The 18,150-nt window shown below is 71.6% G+C and carries 16 protein-coding genes; 5 read left to right on the forward strand and 11 right to left on the reverse strand.

Going from position 1 to position 18,150, the window contains the following annotated elements; all coding sequences use genetic code 11:
- Positions 1 to 122: 122 nt before the first annotated feature.
- On the reverse strand, positions 123 to 1,034 hold the full coding sequence (locus tag KWI83_RS13680; protein ID WP_218514626.1) for an SDR family NAD(P)-dependent oxidoreductase: 912 nt from the start codon (positions 1,032 to 1,034) through the stop codon (positions 123 to 125).
- Between the two features lie 84 nt (positions 1,035 to 1,118).
- Between KWI83_RS13680 and KWI83_RS13685 the strand changes: the two genes are divergently transcribed.
- Positions 1,119 to 2,045, forward strand: coding sequence for a cyclase family protein (locus KWI83_RS13685; protein WP_218514627.1), 927 nt, complete (start codon positions 1,119 to 1,121; stop codon positions 2,043 to 2,045).
- A 381-nt stretch (positions 2,046 to 2,426) separates the two neighbouring features.
- On the opposite strand, the gene KWI83_RS13690 is transcribed toward KWI83_RS13685, so the two are convergent.
- From KWI83_RS13690 to KWI83_RS13705, 4 genes are all read right to left on the reverse strand, one after another.
- Positions 2,427 to 2,915: an ATP-binding protein gene (locus KWI83_RS13690; protein ID WP_218514832.1), complete on the reverse strand. Its 489-nt coding sequence runs from the start codon at positions 2,913 to 2,915 to the stop codon at positions 2,427 to 2,429.
- 455 nt (positions 2,916 to 3,370) lie between these two features.
- A complete protein-coding gene (locus KWI83_RS13695; protein WP_218514628.1) occupies positions 3,371 to 4,249 on the reverse strand; it encodes an acyl-CoA dehydrogenase family protein in 879 nt (292 codons plus the stop codon).
- A gap of 2 nt (positions 4,250 to 4,251) precedes the next feature.
- Positions 4,252 to 5,385: an acyl-CoA dehydrogenase family protein gene (locus tag KWI83_RS13700; RefSeq protein WP_218514629.1), complete on the reverse strand. Its 1,134-nt coding sequence runs from the start codon at positions 5,383 to 5,385 to the stop codon at positions 4,252 to 4,254.
- Positions 5,385 to 6,578, reverse strand: a complete 1,194-nt coding sequence (locus KWI83_RS13705) for an amidohydrolase family protein (protein ID WP_218514630.1) — start codon at positions 6,576 to 6,578, stop codon at positions 5,385 to 5,387. Before KWI83_RS13705 ends, KWI83_RS13700 begins: the two co-directional genes overlap by 1 nt.
- Before the next feature lie 86 nt (positions 6,579 to 6,664).
- Between KWI83_RS13705 and KWI83_RS13710 the strand changes: the two genes are divergently transcribed.
- Positions 6,665 to 8,176: a class I adenylate-forming enzyme family protein gene (locus tag KWI83_RS13710; RefSeq protein WP_218514631.1), complete on the forward strand. Its 1,512-nt coding sequence runs from the start codon at positions 6,665 to 6,667 to the stop codon at positions 8,174 to 8,176.
- On the opposite strand, the gene KWI83_RS13715 is transcribed toward KWI83_RS13710, so the two are convergent.
- Together KWI83_RS13715 and KWI83_RS13720 are read right to left on the reverse strand one after the other, a co-directional pair.
- Positions 8,160 to 8,672: an EF-hand domain-containing protein gene (locus KWI83_RS13715; RefSeq protein ID WP_180685794.1), complete on the reverse strand. Its 513-nt coding sequence runs from the start codon at positions 8,670 to 8,672 to the stop codon at positions 8,160 to 8,162. The genes KWI83_RS13710 and KWI83_RS13715 overlap by 17 nt on opposite strands.
- A gap of 138 nt (positions 8,673 to 8,810) precedes the next feature.
- Entirely contained in the window at positions 8,811 to 9,191 is a 381-nt protein-coding gene (locus tag KWI83_RS13720; protein ID WP_218514632.1) for an STAS domain-containing protein, read from the reverse strand.
- 331 nt (positions 9,192 to 9,522) lie between these two features.
- Here KWI83_RS13720 and KWI83_RS13725 point away from each other — a divergent pair, with 331 nt between their 5' ends.
- Positions 9,523 to 10,095 (forward strand): sigma-70 family RNA polymerase sigma factor, encoded by a 573-nt coding sequence (locus tag KWI83_RS13725; protein ID WP_218514633.1) that lies wholly within the window; start codon positions 9,523 to 9,525, stop codon positions 10,093 to 10,095.
- Positions 10,092 to 11,339, forward strand: coding sequence for a zf-HC2 domain-containing protein (locus tag KWI83_RS13730; protein ID WP_308122052.1), 1,248 nt, complete (start codon positions 10,092 to 10,094; stop codon positions 11,337 to 11,339). The genes KWI83_RS13725 and KWI83_RS13730 overlap by 4 nt, the downstream gene beginning before the upstream one ends.
- Before the next feature lie 323 nt (positions 11,340 to 11,662).
- Here the strand turns inward: KWI83_RS13730 and purU are convergent, their stop codons facing one another.
- Together purU and KWI83_RS13740 are read right to left on the reverse strand one after the other, a co-directional pair.
- Positions 11,663 to 12,550, reverse strand: a complete 888-nt coding sequence (purU, locus tag KWI83_RS13735) for a formyltetrahydrofolate deformylase (protein ID WP_218514634.1) — start codon at positions 12,548 to 12,550, stop codon at positions 11,663 to 11,665.
- Positions 12,551 to 12,607: 57 nt separating this feature from the next.
- Positions 12,608 to 13,126, reverse strand: a complete 519-nt coding sequence (locus KWI83_RS13740; protein ID WP_218514635.1) for a hypothetical protein — start codon at positions 13,124 to 13,126, stop codon at positions 12,608 to 12,610.
- A 117-nt stretch (positions 13,127 to 13,243) separates the two neighbouring features.
- On the opposite strand from KWI83_RS13740, the gene KWI83_RS13745 reads away from it, so the two are divergent.
- Positions 13,244 to 14,551: an ABC transporter substrate-binding protein gene (locus tag KWI83_RS13745; RefSeq protein WP_218514636.1), complete on the forward strand. Its 1,308-nt coding sequence runs from the start codon at positions 13,244 to 13,246 to the stop codon at positions 14,549 to 14,551.
- 12 nt (positions 14,552 to 14,563) lie between these two features.
- On the opposite strand, the gene KWI83_RS13750 is transcribed toward KWI83_RS13745, so the two are convergent.
- Complete coding sequence (locus KWI83_RS13750) at positions 14,564 to 16,390, reverse strand: hypothetical protein (protein WP_218514637.1); 1,827 nt, start codon at positions 16,388 to 16,390, stop codon at positions 14,564 to 14,566.
- A gap of 201 nt (positions 16,391 to 16,591) precedes the next feature.
- Complete coding sequence (locus KWI83_RS13755; RefSeq protein WP_218514638.1) at positions 16,592 to 17,977, reverse strand: transcriptional regulator; 1,386 nt, start codon at positions 17,975 to 17,977, stop codon at positions 16,592 to 16,594.
- Positions 17,978 to 18,150 lie beyond the last annotated feature (173 nt).

Here is an 18,150-nt window from a genome sequence, read left to right on the forward strand (position 1 = left end):
ACCGGTGAAGACCAGCGCCGCTTAGGGGTCGCGGGGCTGTGTCGATATGCGGCTCCGCCGCGTGGGCGCGACCAGCCACGACGAAACCCGCACCCACCACGCCGGAGAAACCACCCGAACTCTCAGGCGTTGGGTCGAGCACCGTCCCTGGCCGCCCGCTCCATCCCCGCCACCCGTTCCAACAGCGGCATCGGATCCACCCCCACCGACCCCGGCAGAAACTCGGCAATCCGCCCCGGCGTCCAACCCCCCTCGGCATAAGCGGCCCGCACCTCCCTCGGCTGTGCCCACACCGCGATCTTCGGGCCCGCGATCGTGTACACCTGCCCGGTGATCCCTGCCTCCCGCGCCCGCTCGGACAGCAGATAGACCACCAGCGCGGCCACGTCCTCCGGCTCCCCGATCTCCGTCAGCTCCGTCGGCACGTTCGCCGACATCCGCGTACGAGCAACCGGCGCCACCGCGTTCGCGGTCACCCCGTACTTGTGCAGGCCCAGCGCGGCGCTCCGCACCAGCGAGATGACCCCGCCCTTCGCCGCGCTGTAGTTGGCCTGCGACACGGACCCCTGGTGATTGCCGCTGGTGAACCCGATCAGCGTCCCGCCCCGCTGCTGACGCATCACCGCCGACGCCGCCCGGAACACCGTGAACGTGCCCTTGAGGTGAGTGGCGACCACCGGGTCCCACTCCTCCTCGGTCATGTTGAACAGCATCCGCTCCCGCAGGATCCCCGCGACGCACACCACCCCGTCGAGCCGCCCGTACGACGACAGCGCCACGTCGACGACCCGCTGCCCGCCCGCCATCGTGGAGATGTCGTCGGCCACCGCGACCGCCTCGCCTCCCGCCGCCTCGATCTCCTTGGCCACGGCCTCGGCGACCTCACTGGTCGGTGCGGCACCGTCGACGGCCACCCCGTAGTCGTTGACGACGACCCGCGCCCCCTCGGCGGCCGCCGCGAGTGCCACCGCCCGGCCGATGCCCCGCCCCGCGCCCGTCACGACGACGACCTTGCCGGTCAAGAAGTTCCCCACGCCCGGCCCCTTCCCGCAGTTTCTGACGGTCCATTAGATTCTATGTCCCGTCGGATGCCCCGACACAAGCCCCGGGGAGGGCCCATGTCACTGCCGGCCGAGTTCCACGAGATCGCGGGGCGCGTGAACAACTGGGGGCGTTGGGGCGCGGACGACGAGATCGGGACTCTCAACCTGATCACCGACGAGGTGGTCCGCGGGGCCGCCGCCGAGGTCCGCACCGGACAGCGGATACCGCTCGCGCTGCCGCTGCGGCAGGACGGCGTACAGACCGGGATGATCCCCGGGCGGGTCAATCCGCTGCACGTGATGGTGCAGATCAACCAGGAGCTGTTCGGGCCGGGCACGGTCGCCTGCAGCGACGACGCGGTGACCATGGGACTGCAGGCGGCCACCCATTGGGACGCGCTGCCCCATGTCTCGCACTCGGGCCGGCTCTACAACGGCCGTCCGGCGGACACCGTCACCGCGCACGGCGGCGCCGAGTTCAGCGGGATCGACACCGCGCGGCACATCGTCTCGCGCGGGGTGCTGCTGGACGTGGCCCGCGCGCGGGGGACGGACCGGCTGGACGGCGGGCACGCGGTCACCCCCGAGGACCTGGACGCGGCCGAGGAACTCGCGGGCACGCGCGTGCGTGCCGGTGACATCGTGCTCGTACGGACGGGGCAGATCCAGGCGTATCTCGCCGGGGACCGGCACGGGTACGCGTTCCCCTCGCCGGGGCTGTCGATCCGTACGCCGGAGTGGTTCCACGCGCGCGATGTCGCGGCCGTCGCGAACGACACCCTCACATTTGAGATGTTTCCGCCGGAGACAGAGGGTTTGTGGCTGCCCGTGCATGCCCTGCATCTGGTGGAGATGGGAATGCCGCAGGGCCAGAACTGGAATCTCGAAGAGTTGTCCACAGCCTGTGGAGAAACGGGCCACTCCGCGTTTCTGCTGTCCGCGACGCCCGAGCCATTCGTCGGCGCGACGGGGTCACCGGTGGCGCCGGTCGCCATCCTGTGAGAACCCCGGTGAACCCCGCCCTTTGGTGAATCCGGATGGCGGCGCGTGCGCGTTCGCCCCGAGCGCGGCGCCACACGCCACCATCCGGCTCCGGCGCACCCGCCCCGGTTCCCCTGCCTTGATGGCCGGAACCAACGCCGAATCGCGACACGCACTCGACGAGGGCTCCCGTCACCGAAACCCTCGCCGTCCCCTCGCGGCGAATCGCTCCCCTTAGCGTGATCAGCCGCACACGACCCGTCAACAGTGGTTCGGAGATTCCCCGCTCAGGTCCTGCTCGGCATGGGCGCGCACGGAAGCACACACGGGCGCACATCCCCTCGTCGAACCTGGTGAGCGCGGCACCCCTGCAACCGTGCCCCGGTCACGACACCGGGCGCCTCAGACGGCCTCGTACGCCAGCCCCTCGTAGCCCTCGTATCCGTCGAGCCCTTCCAGGCCCTCACAGGCGGCCACCGCGCCGCCCCCGTACGCCACGGCCGCGGCGCGCGATTCGGCGCAGCGGTCGAGTTCGCACCAGATGCGCTTGCCGGCGCCCTCGGGGCTCCAGCCCCAGCGGTCGGCGAGGCCGTCGACGAGTGCCAGGCCGCGGCCGCCGGTCTCCTCGCAGTCCACCCACCGGGGCACCGGGGCGCGGGTGCTGCCGTCGGCCACCTCCACGCGGACGGTGGCCGGCTGGGGTACGGAGATACGCAGCACGGCGGGGCAGCCGGTGTGCACGACGGCGTTGGTGACGAGTTCGGAGACGAGCAGGATCAGCGCCTCGGCGAGCGGTTCGTCGGCCGCTATCCCGCACCCGGCGAGCCGCGATCGGGCCCACCGCCGGGCGCGCCCCACTTCCGCGGGGTCGGGCCGGATCTCCAGCTGCACTTGAAGCACCTGCACCGCTCACACCATCCGAACCGGTGGACACAGAGGCTCACGCCTCATGAGGGCCACGATCGTAGCCATTTTCTGCATGACCAGAACAACGGCCAGAGCAGGGATCACGGAACGTGAATCCCTTGCGCAACAGCATGGTTGACGTACAGTCACCCCAACAAGCGCTTCGGGCATATTCCAGCGCGAAGGAGTACCCGTGCGGCATACTGTGCGACGCTCGTCGCAGAGAGTCGAACAGGCGGCGGAACAAGGCCCGTCACCGGCACGGCTCGTGCTCGGAACCTCTCGCATCTCACACAAGGTACCGGAGTGAACCTTCGACTCCAGGACGCGACGAGTCACACCTAGGACACAAGCCGGCATCAACGCTCCGTGATTCCGGTATGCCACATTCCGCGACATCTTTTTGCCAGGGTTCGCCGACGCCGCAGGCCGGCGCCCCGTCAGGCCGTTCCGGCCACCAGATCGCACGCGAGCACTTCCTCACTCTCCGTGTCACCGCCCGCACGCTGGGTCCGCACCCAGGCCCGCTTCAGATGCAGATGCACCTCTGCCTCCCAGGTGAAGCCCATGCCGCCGTGCACCTGGAGGCAGTCGCGGGCGCCGCGCACGGCCGCCTCGTCGGCGAGCAGCCGGGCCGCGGCGATGTCCACGGGGTCCGCCGTGACGGCCGCCGCGTACACGGCGGCACGGGCCACCTCCACCCGTACGAGCGTCCGCGCGCAGAGCTGCTGTACGGCCTGGAAGGCGCCGATGGGCCGACCGAACTGCTCACGGGTCCGGGCGTGTTGCGCCGCCAGCTCGCACACACGCGCGGCCGTGCCGAGCTGCTCCGCCGCCGTGAGCAGCACGGCCACCGGATCGGCCGCTCCCCGGTCCCCCGGCACCCGGTGCAGCGGCGTCAGCGGGTCCACCGACCGCAGCGGTACTGCCCCGGAGGCGTCCCCGCGTACGACGTCGGCCTCCGCCAGCCACTCCACCACCCCGCCCCCGTCGACGGCCGCCACGGCGACCGACCCGTCGGCCGCGCCGGGCTCCTCGCCGGCCGCGAGATGCGTGGCCAGCAACGGACCCGGCAGCAGCGCCCGTCCGGCCTCCTCGAACGCCAACACGGCCTCCGGCAGGCCGAGTCCGACGCCGCCCTGCGCCTCCGGCAGGCGCAGGGCGAAGAACCCCGCCGCGCCCAGCTCCCGCCACAGGGCGCGGTCGAGCGCGGGCGCGTCCACAGCCGCCCGGAGCGCCTCAGGACCGAAGCGCCGGTCGAGCAGCTGCCGTATCGCCGCCCGCAACGCGCGCTGCTCGTCGGTGAGTCGAAAGCGCACGGCTACCGCCCCTTCGGGAGGCCGAGGACGCGTTCGGCCACGATGGTGTGCTGGATCTGTGAGGTGCCGGCCGCGATGGTGTACGACAGCGAGGACAGCCGGTCGAGGACCCACGGCCGGTCCAGGTCCAGCGACTCGGCGCCCAGGACGTCGGCGGCGGTGTCGTAGAGGTCCTGACGCGCGTGCGAGTACCTCAGTTTGAAAACCGAACCCCCCACTCCGGGGACCCCGCCCGAGGCCTCCGCCTCGCTGACGTTCCACTGGGTGAGCCGCCACAGCGCCCGGAACTCGGCGTTCAGCCGCCCCAGCCGCCGGCGCAGGACGGGATCGTCCCAGCGGCCGTTCCTGCGCGCCTCACGGGCCAGTTCGCCCAGCACCCGGCGGCAGGCCACCACCTCGCCCACGAACGCCGTACCGCGCTCGAACGACAGCGTCACCATGGTCACCCGCCAGCCGTCGTTCTCCTCCCCGACCCGGTTGGCGACCGGCACCCGCACCTCGTCGAGGAACACCTCGGCGAACTCGGCCGACCCGGCGAGGGTGCGCAGCGGCCGTACGGTGATGCCCGGCGCGTCCATGGGCACGGCCAGCCAGCTGATCCCCCGGTGCCGGGGCGCGGCGGGGTCCGTGCGCACCAACAGCTCGCACCAGTCGGCGACTTCGGCATGGGAGGTCCAGATCTTGGACCCACTCACCACATAGTCGTCGCCGTCCCGCCACGCGCGCGTGCGCAGGGCCGCGAGGTCGCTTCCGGCGTCCGGTTCACTGAATCCCTGGCACCAGACCTGCTCGCCGCGCAGGATGGGCGGCAGCCAGCGGGCGCGCTGTTCTTCAGTCCCCTCGGCGGCGATCGTGGGCCCCGCGTGCAGCAGCCCGACGAAGTTGGCGCCCACATAGGGGGCCCCCGCCTTTTCGGTCTCCTCCAGGAAGATCAGGCGAACGCTCGGTGATCCGCCCCAGTGAACGTCCCCGTACCCCGCGTCGTACAGCATCCGCTGCCACCCGAGGTCGTACGCGCGCCGCCCGGGCCAGTCGTCCGGGGGCGGCTTGGGCGGCAGGGACGGCAGCACGCCCCCCAGCCACTGACGCAGCCGGGCCCGGAAGTCCTCCTCCTCGGGCGTGTACGTCAGGTCCACTACCGGTCCAGGTCGAGGTCCAGCATGCGGATCGCGTTGCCCCGCATCAGCTTGTGGACGGTCTCGTCGTCGAGGCCCTTGACGTGGTCGAGGGCGACCTCCTTGGTGTGCGGGAAGGTGGAGTCGACGTGCGGGTAGTCGGTCTCGAAGGTGGCGTTGTCGCGCCCGACGACGTCCAGCGACGCCACCCCGTGCTTGTCGCGGAAGAAGCAGCAGAAGATCTGCCGGTAGTAGTACGTCGACGGCGGCTCCGGAACGAGGTCCCGGACGCCGCCCCACGCGCGGTGCTCCTCCCAGACGTCGTCGGCGCGCTCCAGGGCGTACGGGATCCAGCCCATCTGGCCCTCGGAGTAGGCGAGTTTGAGCCGGGGAAAGCGCACCAGGACCCCGCTGAAGAGGAAGTCCGTCATCGAGGCCATCGCGTTGTTGAACGACAGCGAGGCCTGCACGGCGGGGGGCGCGTCCGGGGAGGCGGCCGGCATCTGGGACGACGAGCCGATGTGCATGTTGATCACCGTCCCGGTCTCCTGGCAGATCGCGAAGAACGGGTCCCAGTAGCCGGAGTGGATGGACGGCAGCCCCAGGTGGGTGGGGATCTCGGAGAAGGTCACGGCCTTCACCCCGCGCGCGGCGTTGCGCCGGATCTCCGCCACGGCGAGGTCGATGTCCCACAGCGGGATGAGGCACAGCGGGATGAGCCGCCCGCCGCTGTCGCCGCACCACTCCTCGACCATCCAGTCGTTGTAGGCGCGCACGCAGGCCAGGGCGACCTCCTTGTCGTGCGCCTCGGCGAAGGTCTGCCCGCAAAAACGCGGGAAGGTCGGGAAGCACAGGGACGCCTCGACGTGGTTGAGGTCCATGTCCTCGAGCCGCGCCTTGGGGTCCCAGCAGCCGCGCCGCATCTCCTCGCGGGTGATGCCCTCCAGGGTCATCTCGTCGCGGTCGAAGCCGACGGCGGCGATGTTGCGCTTGTACGGGAACTTGAGGTCCTCGTAGATCCACCAGTCGGTGGGCTGGCCGCCCGGGTCCATGGTGATCTGGTACTTGCCGCCGACGTAGGCGAGTTCGCCGATGCCCGCGGTGAGCGGTTTGGGCCCGCGGTCGCGGTACTTGCTCGGCAGCCAGGTCTCGAAGAGGTGCGCGGGCTCGATCACATGGTCGTCGACGCTGATGATGCGGGGCAGTTCGGTCATGGGTCCCCCTCGCCGAACAGTATTTATCTGATGGTGCGTCAGATAGCATCTTACCTGACGACCCGTCAGCCAAGCAGGGGGCACACGTGAAAGAGACCCCGCACTCCCTGAGCTCCTCCCGCACGCTGTGGGAACTGCTCCACCGCCGCGCCGACCGCACCCCCGACCGCCCCGTCCTCCTCCAGGACGACCGCACCCTCACCTTCGGCGCCCTGCGCGAGCGCGCCGAACGGACCGCCTCCGGCCTCTACGGCATGGGCGTGCGCCCCGGCACGGTCGTCGCCTGGCAGCTGCCCACCCGTATCGAGACGGCGGTGCTGTCCTTCGCGCTGGCCCGCCTGGGCGCCGTACAGACCCCGCTCATCCCGTTCCTGCGGGACCGCGAGGTCGGCTTCGCGCTGCGCGAGTCGGGCGCCGAGTACTTCGCCGTACCGGGCACCTGGCGGGGCTTCGACCACACCGGCATGGCCCGCCGACTCGGCGCGAAGGGGGTCTTCGAGGCGTACGACGGCCTGCCCGACGGCGACCCCTCGGTGCTGCCCGCGCCGCCCGCGCGGGGCACCGACGTGCGCTGGATCTACTGGACCTCCGGCACGACCTCCGAGCCCAAGGGCGTCCTGCACACCGACCGTTCCCTGATCGCGGGCGGCTCCTGCCTGGCGCACGCCCTGCGCCCCACGGCCGACGACGTGGGGTCGATCGCCTTCCCGTACGCCCACATAGGCGGCCCCGACTACACGGTGATGCTGCTGCTGTACGGCTTCCCGGCGCTGCTGGTCGAGCAGTTCGCGCTGCCGGACGCGCTGGCGGCGTACCGAGCGCGGAGGGTGACGATCGCCGGCGGTTCGACGGCGTTCTACTCGATGTTCCTGGCCGAGCAGCGCAAACAGCCGGGAGTCCCCGTCGTACCGACCCTGCGGCTGCTCGCGGGCGGCGGGGCGGCCAAGCCGCCGGAGGTCTACCACGCCGTCGTCCGCGAGATGGGCGTCCAGCTCACCCACGGGTACGGCATGACCGAGGTGCCGATGATCACCATGGGGACGCCGGACGACACGCCCGAGAACCTGGCGACGACCGAGGGACGGCCGCCTGAGGGCATGGAGATACGGATCGTCGACGGAGAGGTGCGGCTGCGCGGGGAGGCCGTCTGCCGGGGTTATCTGGACCCGGCGCAGACGGCGGAGGCCTTCGACGAGAACGGCTTCCTGCGCACCGGCGACCTCGGGCAGCTCACCGAGAGCGGGCACCTGGTCCTCACCGGCCGCCTCAAGGACGTGATCATCCGCAAGGGGGAGAACATCTCCGCCAAGGAGATCGAGGACCTGCTGCACCGGCATCCGGCGGTCGCGGACGTCGCGGTGATCGGCCTGCCGGACGCCGATCGCGGGGAACGGGTCTGCGCGGTCGTCGAACAGCCCTCGGAGGCCGCCCCCCTGACACTGGAGGCGGTGACGGCGTACCTGCGCGCGGAAGGACTCTCGGTCCACAAGCTGCCGGAGCAGCTGGAGGTGGTCGACGCCCTTCCGCGCAACGACACCCTGCGCAAGGTGCTCAAGTACAAGCTCAGGGAGCGTTTCTCGGCTACTCGGGGACGGTGAAGTAGCGGGCGAACGCGGGGATGATCTCCGCCTCGCTCACCTTGCCGTCGCCGTCGGCGTCGAGCGTGGCGGCCGCGGCCCGCGCGATGTCCTCGGACACGCCGAGCACCTGCAGCACGCGCGCGAGGTCCTCGACCGTGGCCGCGCCGTCGCCGTCCGGGTCGGCGACGGCGAGGGCGGCGTGCAGGAAGGGGCGGGCGATCTCGGCGAACCGGTCGGGGTTGTCGCGCAGCCGCTTGACCGCGCCGGTGACGAACTCCTCCCGGGTGATGCGCTGGTCACCGTCCCGGTCCGCTATCCCGGCCATGCCCTGCCAGAAGGCCTCCGCGCCGCCGTACAGCGCCTGCCCCTTGTCGGAGCGGGACGCCGTGCCGAACTCCGCGAGCAGCGCCTTGGCCGCGCCGCTGAAGTCCTCGCGGTCGATGTAGCCGTTGCCGTCCTGGTCGAAGGTGGCGAACCGGGCCGCGATCCTGCGCTCGTACTCGCTGCTGACCATGTCTTTTCAGGCCGCCTCACGTCACGTCGGGGTGTATCTCGCCAGGGAGCGTACGACGCGGGGGGCGGTTCACGAGCGGGAAAACGACGGTTGTGCCAAGACCGGGGGAATTTTGGAACAACGGTGTGGCAGACCCCTTCACGCCGACAGGGGACTGGCGTCGTCGGAGGTCGCGGACGGCAGATCGGCGTGCACGTCGAACAACCGCCGTACGCCGAGCGCGCCGAGCACGCGGTTGACGTGCGAGCCGTCGGCCGCGCCCTGCGCCGGGAGTATCAGCCGCAGCCGCCCCTGACAGGAGCGCAGCAGCCGACGGGCCGCGATCAGCACACCCACACCGCTGGAGTCGCAGAACCAGACCTCGGAGAGGTCGAGGACGAGACTGTGGCGGCCCTCGGCCACCGCGTCGTGCACCCGCTGACGCAGCACCGGCGACGTCACCAGATCCAGCTCGCCCGACACCTGGAGCACGGCCCATGCGCCCTGCTCACCGCCGGTCACTTTGAACGCCACCACCATGCCCTTCGTCGCCGGAACGCGCGGGAAACAGCCGGAACCGCCCGGAAACGGAATCAGTTCCTACGCTTCCTTGCGGCGCGGCTGCCCAGCGGCCGTTCCCTGAAACACCCTGCCAGAAACGGAGCCCGAACAAAAAAGGCTTGATTCAGTCGCATTCGATCCGATTCGATCAGGCCTGGTCTTGCGCACGCTGGGTAGGCGCAGCCGGAAGGCCTTACCACCTGCGCTTCGTCGAGGGGCGCGCATTGCCACAAAGGGGCGTGCGTTGTCAGACGTGCCGACTACATTCGAGGCGGCGATGGACGCAGGCTGGACGCCGGGAGGGGGCAGCATGGCGAAGAAGGACGCACCGCCCCGCTGGGACCGCAAGATGCAGCAGCGACTCGCACGCGGTGAGGCGGCCGCCCTGGGCGAGCTCTACGACCGTTTCGCCTCCCTCGTCCACGGCCTGGCCCACCGCGTCCTCGGCGACGAGCGGGCCGCCGACGGCATCACCCACGAGGTCTTCGTCCACATCTGGGAACACCCCGACGCCTACGACCCCAAACAGGGCCCCCTCCGCTCCTGGGTCGCCGCCCTCACCCACCGCCTGGCCGTGCAACGCCTGCGCGCCACCGAGACCGCCGCCCTCACCGAATCCGGCCACGGCTCCTCCGAGGAACTGGAACGCAAGGTCCGCCACGCCTCGGTCGCCGCCCGCGCCGACTACATCGTCCAGTCCATGCCGGCCCCGTTGCGCGCCGCCCTGGAGCGGGCCTACTTCCAGCGCCGCGACTACCGCCAGACCGCCACCGACCTCGGCATCACCGAGGACGAGGCACGCCGCCGCCTCCGCCTGGGCCTGCAACTCCTCACCACGGCCCACGACGCCGGCACACCGCCCGGATACGGAGGTGCGGTGTGACCGACCCGGACCACCCCGACCCGCACGACGACCACGAGGAGCAGGAGCACACCCAGCCCCGCATCCCCACACCAAGGACCTCGGTCGAGGACACGGGCCTCCCCCTGCCCACCCTCCACCCGGCTCCCCCACCCCTCGAACACCGCGTGCTGAAGTCCCTGCTGGGCGCCTGGGCGCTGGCCGCCTGCTCCCCCGAGGAGACGACGGCGGTCGAGGACCACCTGGGCACGTGCGGAAGCTGCGCCGACGAGGCCCGCCGGCTCCGCGAGGCGGTCGGCCTGCTGCAGCGCCCCGACAGCCTCGACCTCGACCCCGGCCTGCGCACCCGCGTCCTGGAGTCCTGCCTCGACCGGCGCCCACCCCGCATCCCGGTCCCCGAGTGGGCCATGCCCTACGACGCCGAGAGCGCCCGCCTCGACGCCCTCCTGCAGGACTTCGGCGACGCCGAGTGGCACGCGCCCGTACGGCTGCGCTGGTTCGACGGCACCAAGCCGACCAGCCGCCGCACGACCGTCGCCGGCGTCATCGCCCACCTCCTCGCCGTCGACGGCCTGATCGCCCTCGCCCTCGGCCTGGACGACCCCCTCGGCGACACCGACGCCGACCCGCCGACGCCCACGGGCCGCACGGAGGCGTACTGGCAGGCCTCCCACTTCCCACCGACCCGCACCGTCCGGGCCCCCTGGCGCGAGCAGAGCCACGGCATCGTCCGCACGGTGTCCTTCACCGGCGGCAGCGCGGGCAAGCGGGGCGTACCGTACGGCGACTGCGAGCTGCCCCTGCACGACGCGATGATCGACCGGGCCTTCGAGTGCTGGGTGCACGCGGAGGACATCGCGGAAGCGGTGGACTACCCCTACGACCCCCCGTCGGCGCGCCACCTCAACCGCATGATCGACCTGGCGGCCCGCCTGCTCCCCACTACCCTCGCGGAACGCCGCCGCGCGGGCCTGGCGTCCCCCGCGCACACCCTCCGCCACCTGGTCCCCGCCGGCAAGCCCGGCCGCACCCTCCGCCTGGAAATCGAGGGCTCGGGCGGCGGCGAGTGGCTGATCCCCCTGGACTCCCCCGCGGCCATCGGCTCCGCCGACCACGAGGTGGCCCACGTGGCCCTGGACGGCGTCGAGTTCTGCCGCCTGGCCGCGGGCCACGTCTCCCCCGACGAAGCGGCCACAGGCCAACTGGGCGACCGAGAGGCCATCAGAGACGTCCTGTTCGCAACGGCGTCCCTGAGCCGCATGTAACCGTCCCCCGGCATCGCAACCGAGCCCGGGACGTGGCGCAGCCCGGCGCGACGGGCTGCCGCCCGCGCCCACCCGTGCCACCCCAGGCGACACGACGGCCCGCAGCCAGGTGCATCCGCACTCGCGCACGCACGGAAGGGGACGTGTCGGGGGGTGTCCGCCCGCAGCGGTTGGCGCGTCAACACGGGCGAGTCGGTCAGAGACCGATTCCGCGCCGTTCCGAGGACGGACACCCCGGCGCGGCCCCGACCCACCACCCGGCACCAGGCGCTACCGCAACCACGCACCCACAGCCACAGGCCACCGCAGGCATGACGCCCCACTTACGCGAAGACGACCGTCCGCCGCCCGTTCAACAGAATCCGCCGCTCAGCGTGCCACTTCACGGCCCGAGCCAACGCCTGGCACTCCACATCCCGCCCGATCCCGACCAGCTGATCCGGGGTGACACCGTGCCCCACCCGCTCGACCTCCTGCTCGATGATCGGCCCCTCATCCAGATCCGCCGTGACATAGTGCGCCGTCGCCCCGATCAGCTTCACACCCCGCGCATGCGCCTGGTGATACGGCTTCGCCCCCTTGAAGCTCGGCAGGAACGAGTGGTGGATATTGATGATCCGCCCGCTCAGCTGCTTGCACAGATCATCCGACAGCACCTGCATGTACCGAGCCAGCACCACCAGCTCCACCCCCTCCTCCCGCACGATCTCCAGCAGCCGAGCCTCAGCCTCCGGCTTGGTGTCCTTCGTCACAGGAATGTGGTGGAACGGGATCCCGTAAGACCCCACCAGCTCAGCGAAGTCGGTGTGGTTGGACACCACACCGACGATCTCCACCGGCAGCGCCCCGATCCGCGCCCGGAACAGCAGATCGTTCAGACAGTGCCCGAACTTGCTGACCATCAGCAGAATGCGCATCTTCTCGTCGGCCCGGTTGATCTGCCACTCCATCTGGAACGAGTCGCCGATCGCCGCAAAGCTGGCCCGCAGCTTCTCCACCGTCACCGGCGCCTCCGCCGAGAAGTGGACCCGCATGAAGAACAGTCCCGTGTCATGGTCACCGAACTGCTGACTGTCCTCGATGTTGCACCCGGTCATGAACAGATAGCTCGACACGGCATGCACGATGCCCTGCTTGTCCGGGCACGACAGAGTGAGAACGTACTGATCGGCCGGCACGGCCGCGGCTCGGCTGGTGGACTGCTCGTTCATGCAGCACAGGGTCCCACACGGACCTGAGCACCCAAAACGTCAGCCGACCACGCAGAACTAGGCCGACCGCGTCAATATCCGCAGCACCTCAAGCGTCCGGGGCGCCCCGTCCGGATCGTCCCCGTCGCTCACAGCCATCCGCACATGCGCGTCCCGAGCCGCCCGCACCGCCTCCGGCCACGCCGGATGCTCCACGTAGGAGGACACCGGCGCGTCCGGCCCCACCTGGTGCATGATCCGCAGCACCCGCAGCACCGCGGTGTCCACCAGTGCCGCCTCCTGCGAGTCCCGGAATATCGTCCCGACGTACTTCTCGGCGGACCAGTGATCCAGCCAGGTGTCCTCGACCAACCGGTACACGGCGTCGGTGACGTCCCCGTACCCCTCGACGCCCGCCAGCCAGACGTCCCGCTGGAACACCGGATCGGAGAGCATGTGCAGCGCGGAGCGCACATTGCTGCGCCAGCGCCACCACGGCATGTCGTTCAGTGGCATGGCACCCATCGTGGATGAGCGATGCCCGCGACGGGAAGAGTTCGCCGAACCTTGTACACCTTGCACACCTTGCACGGTCATCGATCGTACGTTCCTCGCCACGCGCCGTTCACCGGACCCCGCAATTCACCCGGACGTCACCGGCCGTTGACCAAGGATCACTCAAGGGTTAGCGATGTGACGGAATCGTGCGGGTCCATGACCGGCAGGCGACGCACCCGCAGCGCATTCCTCCCCGCCCTCACCAGGCCCGTCAGAGCCCTGCGCAAGGCAGGCGCCCTGGCGGCGTGCGCGTCGCTCACCGTCGGATGCGGGGTCGTCCCCGGCTTCACGGGGGGCGCCGGGGATGACCCGATCACCGTCATGACCTGGGCCCCGCAGGACACCAACGCCACGAACAAGCCCGGCATGCCGGCCCTGGCCCTCGCCTACGCCCGCCACGTCAACGCGGACGGTGGCATCAACGGCCGCCGGCTCAAGGTCATCATCTGCAACGACCGCAACGACGGCGTGAACGCCGCGAAGTGTGCCCGCCGCGCGGTCAAGGAGAAGGTCACCGCGGTCGTCGGCTCCTACAGTCAGTTCGCCGACACGTTCTTCCCGATCCTGGAGGGCGCGGGCATCCCGTACATAGGTGGCTACGGCATCACGAACGCCGAGTTCACCAGCCCGCTGTCCTACCCGGTCAATGGCGGCCAGCCCGCGCTGCTGGCCGGCCTCGGCAGGCAGCTCGCGCCCAACTGCGGCCCGGTCGCGCTGATCCGGCCGGACACCATCGCGGGTGACGAACTTCCCAACCTGCTCAATGCGGGCCTTGAGACGGGCGGTCACCGGGACGTGACCGATCTGCGCGCGGCGGAGGACGCCACCGAGTACTCCGCGCAGTCCGAGCAGGCCCTGAACCGGGCCACCGCCGATCCGGCGCAGACGGGCTGTGTGGTGCCGGCGCTCGGCGACCGCACCAACACCTTCATGGACTCCTTCCGGCGCGCCCGCGGGGACTACCCCGAGGTGCGCCTGGGCACCGTGCTCGGCAGCGTCGACCAGACGGTCATCGACTTCACCGGCGGCGCGTCCAGCCCGTACGAAGGGGCGTACATCACCGGCTGGTACCCGGTGGAGACCGACCAGCGCTGGGACCCTATGAAGAAGGTCATCCGCGAGCAGGCCTTCACCGACACCCGCATCGACCCGGCGGACGCGGGCGTGCAGACCACCTGGATCGCCTACACCGTCCTGGAGGCCGTGGTGAAGTCGCTCGGCGACGGCGAGGTGTCCTCCGACACGGTACGGCGCACCCTGGACGACGGTTTCAAGGTCACCACCGGCGGGCTCACCCCGACCCTGCGCTGGCAGTTCCAGGACGTGCTGGCCTCCGTCGGCTTCCCGCGCCTGGTCAACACCGACGTGACCCTGCAGGTGGTGAAGGACGGCCAGCTGGTGGCGGCACGCCAGGGCGCCATCGATGTGACGAAGACCCTGCAGGGCGCCGACCACGAAGAGTGATCGGCCCGGGCCTCACAGCTGGGTCGGCCGGCGCTCGGTCAGGCCGTACGTCCGGGCGATCGCGTTCCACAGCTTGGCGGCCTCGGCCTTCTGCGCGGTGGCGATGCCGCTCTCCCGGTTCCCGGCGGCGGTCTGGCCGGTGGCGCGGGCCTGTCCCTTCTTGCAGAGCTTGCCCTTCTGCCCGGCGACCTGGTCGGCCCAGGCGGCGTAGTGGTTGTCGGCGGCCGCGGAGGCCTTCCAGGCCTTGTTGAGCGCGGCGGTCAGCGCGGCGTGGTCGGGCAGCTTGTCGACGGTGAGCCCGGACAGCTGGGTGACCAGGTTTTTGCGCTGCTCGGCCGCGCCGCGCAGATCCTTGGCGGCCTGGGCGAGGTTGCCGCAGGACTTCACGTCTTCGACGGCGCTGATCACCGTGGCCCGGCTGTCGCCGCTGTCGGCGAGCAGCTTGTCCAGGGCGATGGCCTGCTGCTCGGCCGGGTCGGCGGACGGCGAGGCGGACGTCTCGGTGGTCGCGGGGGCCGTGGCGGAGACGGTCTTGGCGTTGTCGTCCTGCTCACCGCCGCCCTCACCGGCGAGCAGCGCGCCGGCGCCTATGCCGACGACGGCGATACCGATCCCGCAGGCCGCGATGAGCGGCACCTTCGAGCGGGTACGGCCCCCGCCGTCCCGGGAGGCCCGCCGCCCCTGAGCCGGGCCGGGCCCGTCGTACGAGGGCTGCGCGGCGGCGTGCCCGGCGCCCTGCGGCTCCTGGTAGCGGGGCATGTGCTGGGTGGCCCCGGCCTCGCCGCCCGCGCCGCCGGACCCGCCGCGGAAGAGGTTGTCGAACTCGGCGGGCGGCTGCCGGTCTCCGTACGCGCCCTGCCCCGACACGGGCGGGATGTACTGCGTGGCCTCGGCGTCGGCCCCGGAGGCAGCGGGCGACGGCCCGGCCGCCGCGCCGCCCTCCCGGGTCTGCCCGAGGTAGGTCGTCGTCTCGGCGGGCCGGTCCGCAGGCCCCCCGTACGGCATCTCGGGCGGCAGGGCCCCGGGCCCGACCGGCGGGATGTACTGAGTGGCCCCCTCGTCGGGGGAGGGGGAGGCGGCCACAGGCGGCAGGTACTGAGTGGCACCCTCGTCGCCGGGCCCACCCGCGACGGGCGGGATGTACTGGGTCGCGCCCTCGCTCCCGGACGCGCCCGGGCTGTGGTACGGAGCGCCCCCGACCGGCGGAAGGTACTGCGTGACCCCCTCGTCGCCGGACGCGGCCGCGACCGGCGGAATGTACTGGGTGGCCCCGTCGTCGGCCGACGGCAACGGCATACTCGCCGAACCGTGCCCGGCAGGCGGCAGCGACCCGCCCGACACCCCATGCCCGGCAGACGGCAGCGACGCACCCGGCCCCCCGTGCCCAGCAGACGGCAGCGGCGCCGAGGTCCCCGGCGCGGGCAGGGGCGCGCCCTGACCCGGCGTGCCGTACGCCCCGTACGACCCGTGTGCGCCACCCCCGTACGACTGCCCGGGCGCCCCCTCCGGCGGGAGCGGCCCCGGCTGGTCCTGCGCGCCCCAAGGAGCCGACTGCTGCTGCGAGCCCCACTGCTCGGCGTGCGGCGTCTGCCAGTCCTGATCCGGCGGCGGGGCCGGAGCCTGGTGCTGGTCGGGGCCCCACGGCCGGTCCCAGGCCTGGCCGCCGGGCGGGGCCGAGGCCGGGGCGGGGCCGCCGGGCCGGTCACCGTGGCCGACGGGAGGGTGGGCGGGTCCGCCCGTCATGCCCGGCAGCAGCGGTTCGCCACCGTCGGAGGGCAGCACGATGCCTTCGCGCGCGGGCCGCGCCGAGGGCTCCTCGCCCTGTCCACTCTGCGTCACCGGGACTCCTACGAATGGGGGACCATCGGAATCGTCGGCTCACGCTACCGGGTCCCCCGAGCCCGTTGCCACGCAGCACGGAAACCTGACCTTCTGCCCTGTGACCGCCGTAACAAAACCGGCCCGCGGCACGCTGTTTATGTCACCTCCTGCTCCCCCAGCCCTCGTTTCCCGCACGTTCACGCACGCGCGGGCCATATTTCACGCGGCCGCCTGGAGGTCCAGCCGTGCCCCGAACTCCCTTACCACGGACTCCCCCTGGAACGGCTCCAGCCGCTGCTGGAAGTCCTCCAGGTACTCGGCGCCCCGGTTGGAGCGGAGGGTCTCCAGGAGTTCCACCGCCTTCAGCCCCGTGTGACAGGCCTGTTCGATCTCGCGCTGCTGCACCTGTGCCGTGGCGAGCAGCACATAGCCGATGGCGCGCCTGCGCGCACGGGACTCGGGGTGGCCGTCGAGGGACTCCTGCGCGCAGCGCGCCGCCGCCTCCGCCTGGCCGAGGTCGCGGTGGCAGTGGGCCAGTTCATCGGCGAGGTAGGCCTCGTCGAAGTGGGCGATCCACGCCGGGTCGTCGCCGGAGGCGTCGTCCGCGTGCTCCATGGCGGTCACCGCGCGCCCGGCCGCCGCCTGGGCGGCGCGCGCGTCGCCCATCAGGGCGTGCCCGCGTGCCTCGGCCGCGTGGAACATGGCCTCCGCGCGCGGGGTCACACGCCCCTTCGCCCCTTCCTGCGCCGCCCGCGCCAACTGGGCGATCTCCCGGGGGTTTCCGAGCTGCGCGGCCAGGTGGCTCATGGACGCGGCGAGCACATAGCCGCCGTAGCCGCGGTCACCGGCGGCCTGTGCGAGGCGCAGCGCCTGGATGTAGTAGCGCTGGGCGAGGCCCGGCTGCCCGGTGTCGATGGCCATGTACCCGGCGAGCTCGGTCAACCGCGCCACGGACGCGAACAGTTCCCGCCCGACGGCCTCCCGGTACGACCCGGCCAGCAGCCCCGAGACGACGCTGTTGAGGTAGTGCACGACGACCGGGCGCACATGCCCGCTGCCGTACTGGTGGTCCAGGTCGACCAGCGCCTGGGTCATCGCCCGCACGGCCGCCACGTCCGACTGGCCCACGCGCGGGCCCGCCGAGCGCGCCACCTGCGCGTCGGGCGCGGAGATCAGCCAGTCGCGGCTCGGCTCGACCAGCGCGGAGGCCGCGACGGACGAACCGGACAGGAAGTCCCGGCGCCCCACGTCACTGCGCCACAGCTCGCAGACCTGCTCGATGGCTCCCAGTACCGTCGGCGAGAACTGGAGGCCGACCCCCGAGGCGAGGTTCTTGCCGTTGGCCATGCCGATCTCGTCGATCGTGACCGTACGGCCGAGTTTGCGGCCGAGCGCCTCGGCGATGATCGCCGGCGCGCGTCCGCGCGGCTGCTGTCCGCGCAGCCAGCGGGCCACGGACGTCTTGTCGTAACGCAGGTCGAGACCGTGCTCGGCGCCGCACATGTTGACCCGGCGGGCCAGCCCGGCGTTCGAACAACCCGCTTCCTGGATGAGCGCCTGCAGCCGTTCGTTCGGCTGCCGCGCGACGAGAGGCCTTGCGGCCATGGCGTACCCCCTGCTTTCTGGCGGTTCGCCTACGGGCGCTTGGTGCCGGTGTCGAGAGGACGATCGTGCTCAGCCCTTCGGGCTTGCGCGCGTTCGCCCTCTCGACACCGGCGCGCCCTTCGGCTCACCTACCTGAGGCTGCGGTGCCTGCCCACGCACCGAGTTGTTGTGTC

Origin of the sequence: Streptomyces sp. TRM70350 (assembly GCF_019219825.1) — a bacterium.
In the GTDB taxonomy this organism is placed as follows: Bacteria; Actinomycetota; Actinomycetes; order Streptomycetales; family Streptomycetaceae; genus Streptomyces.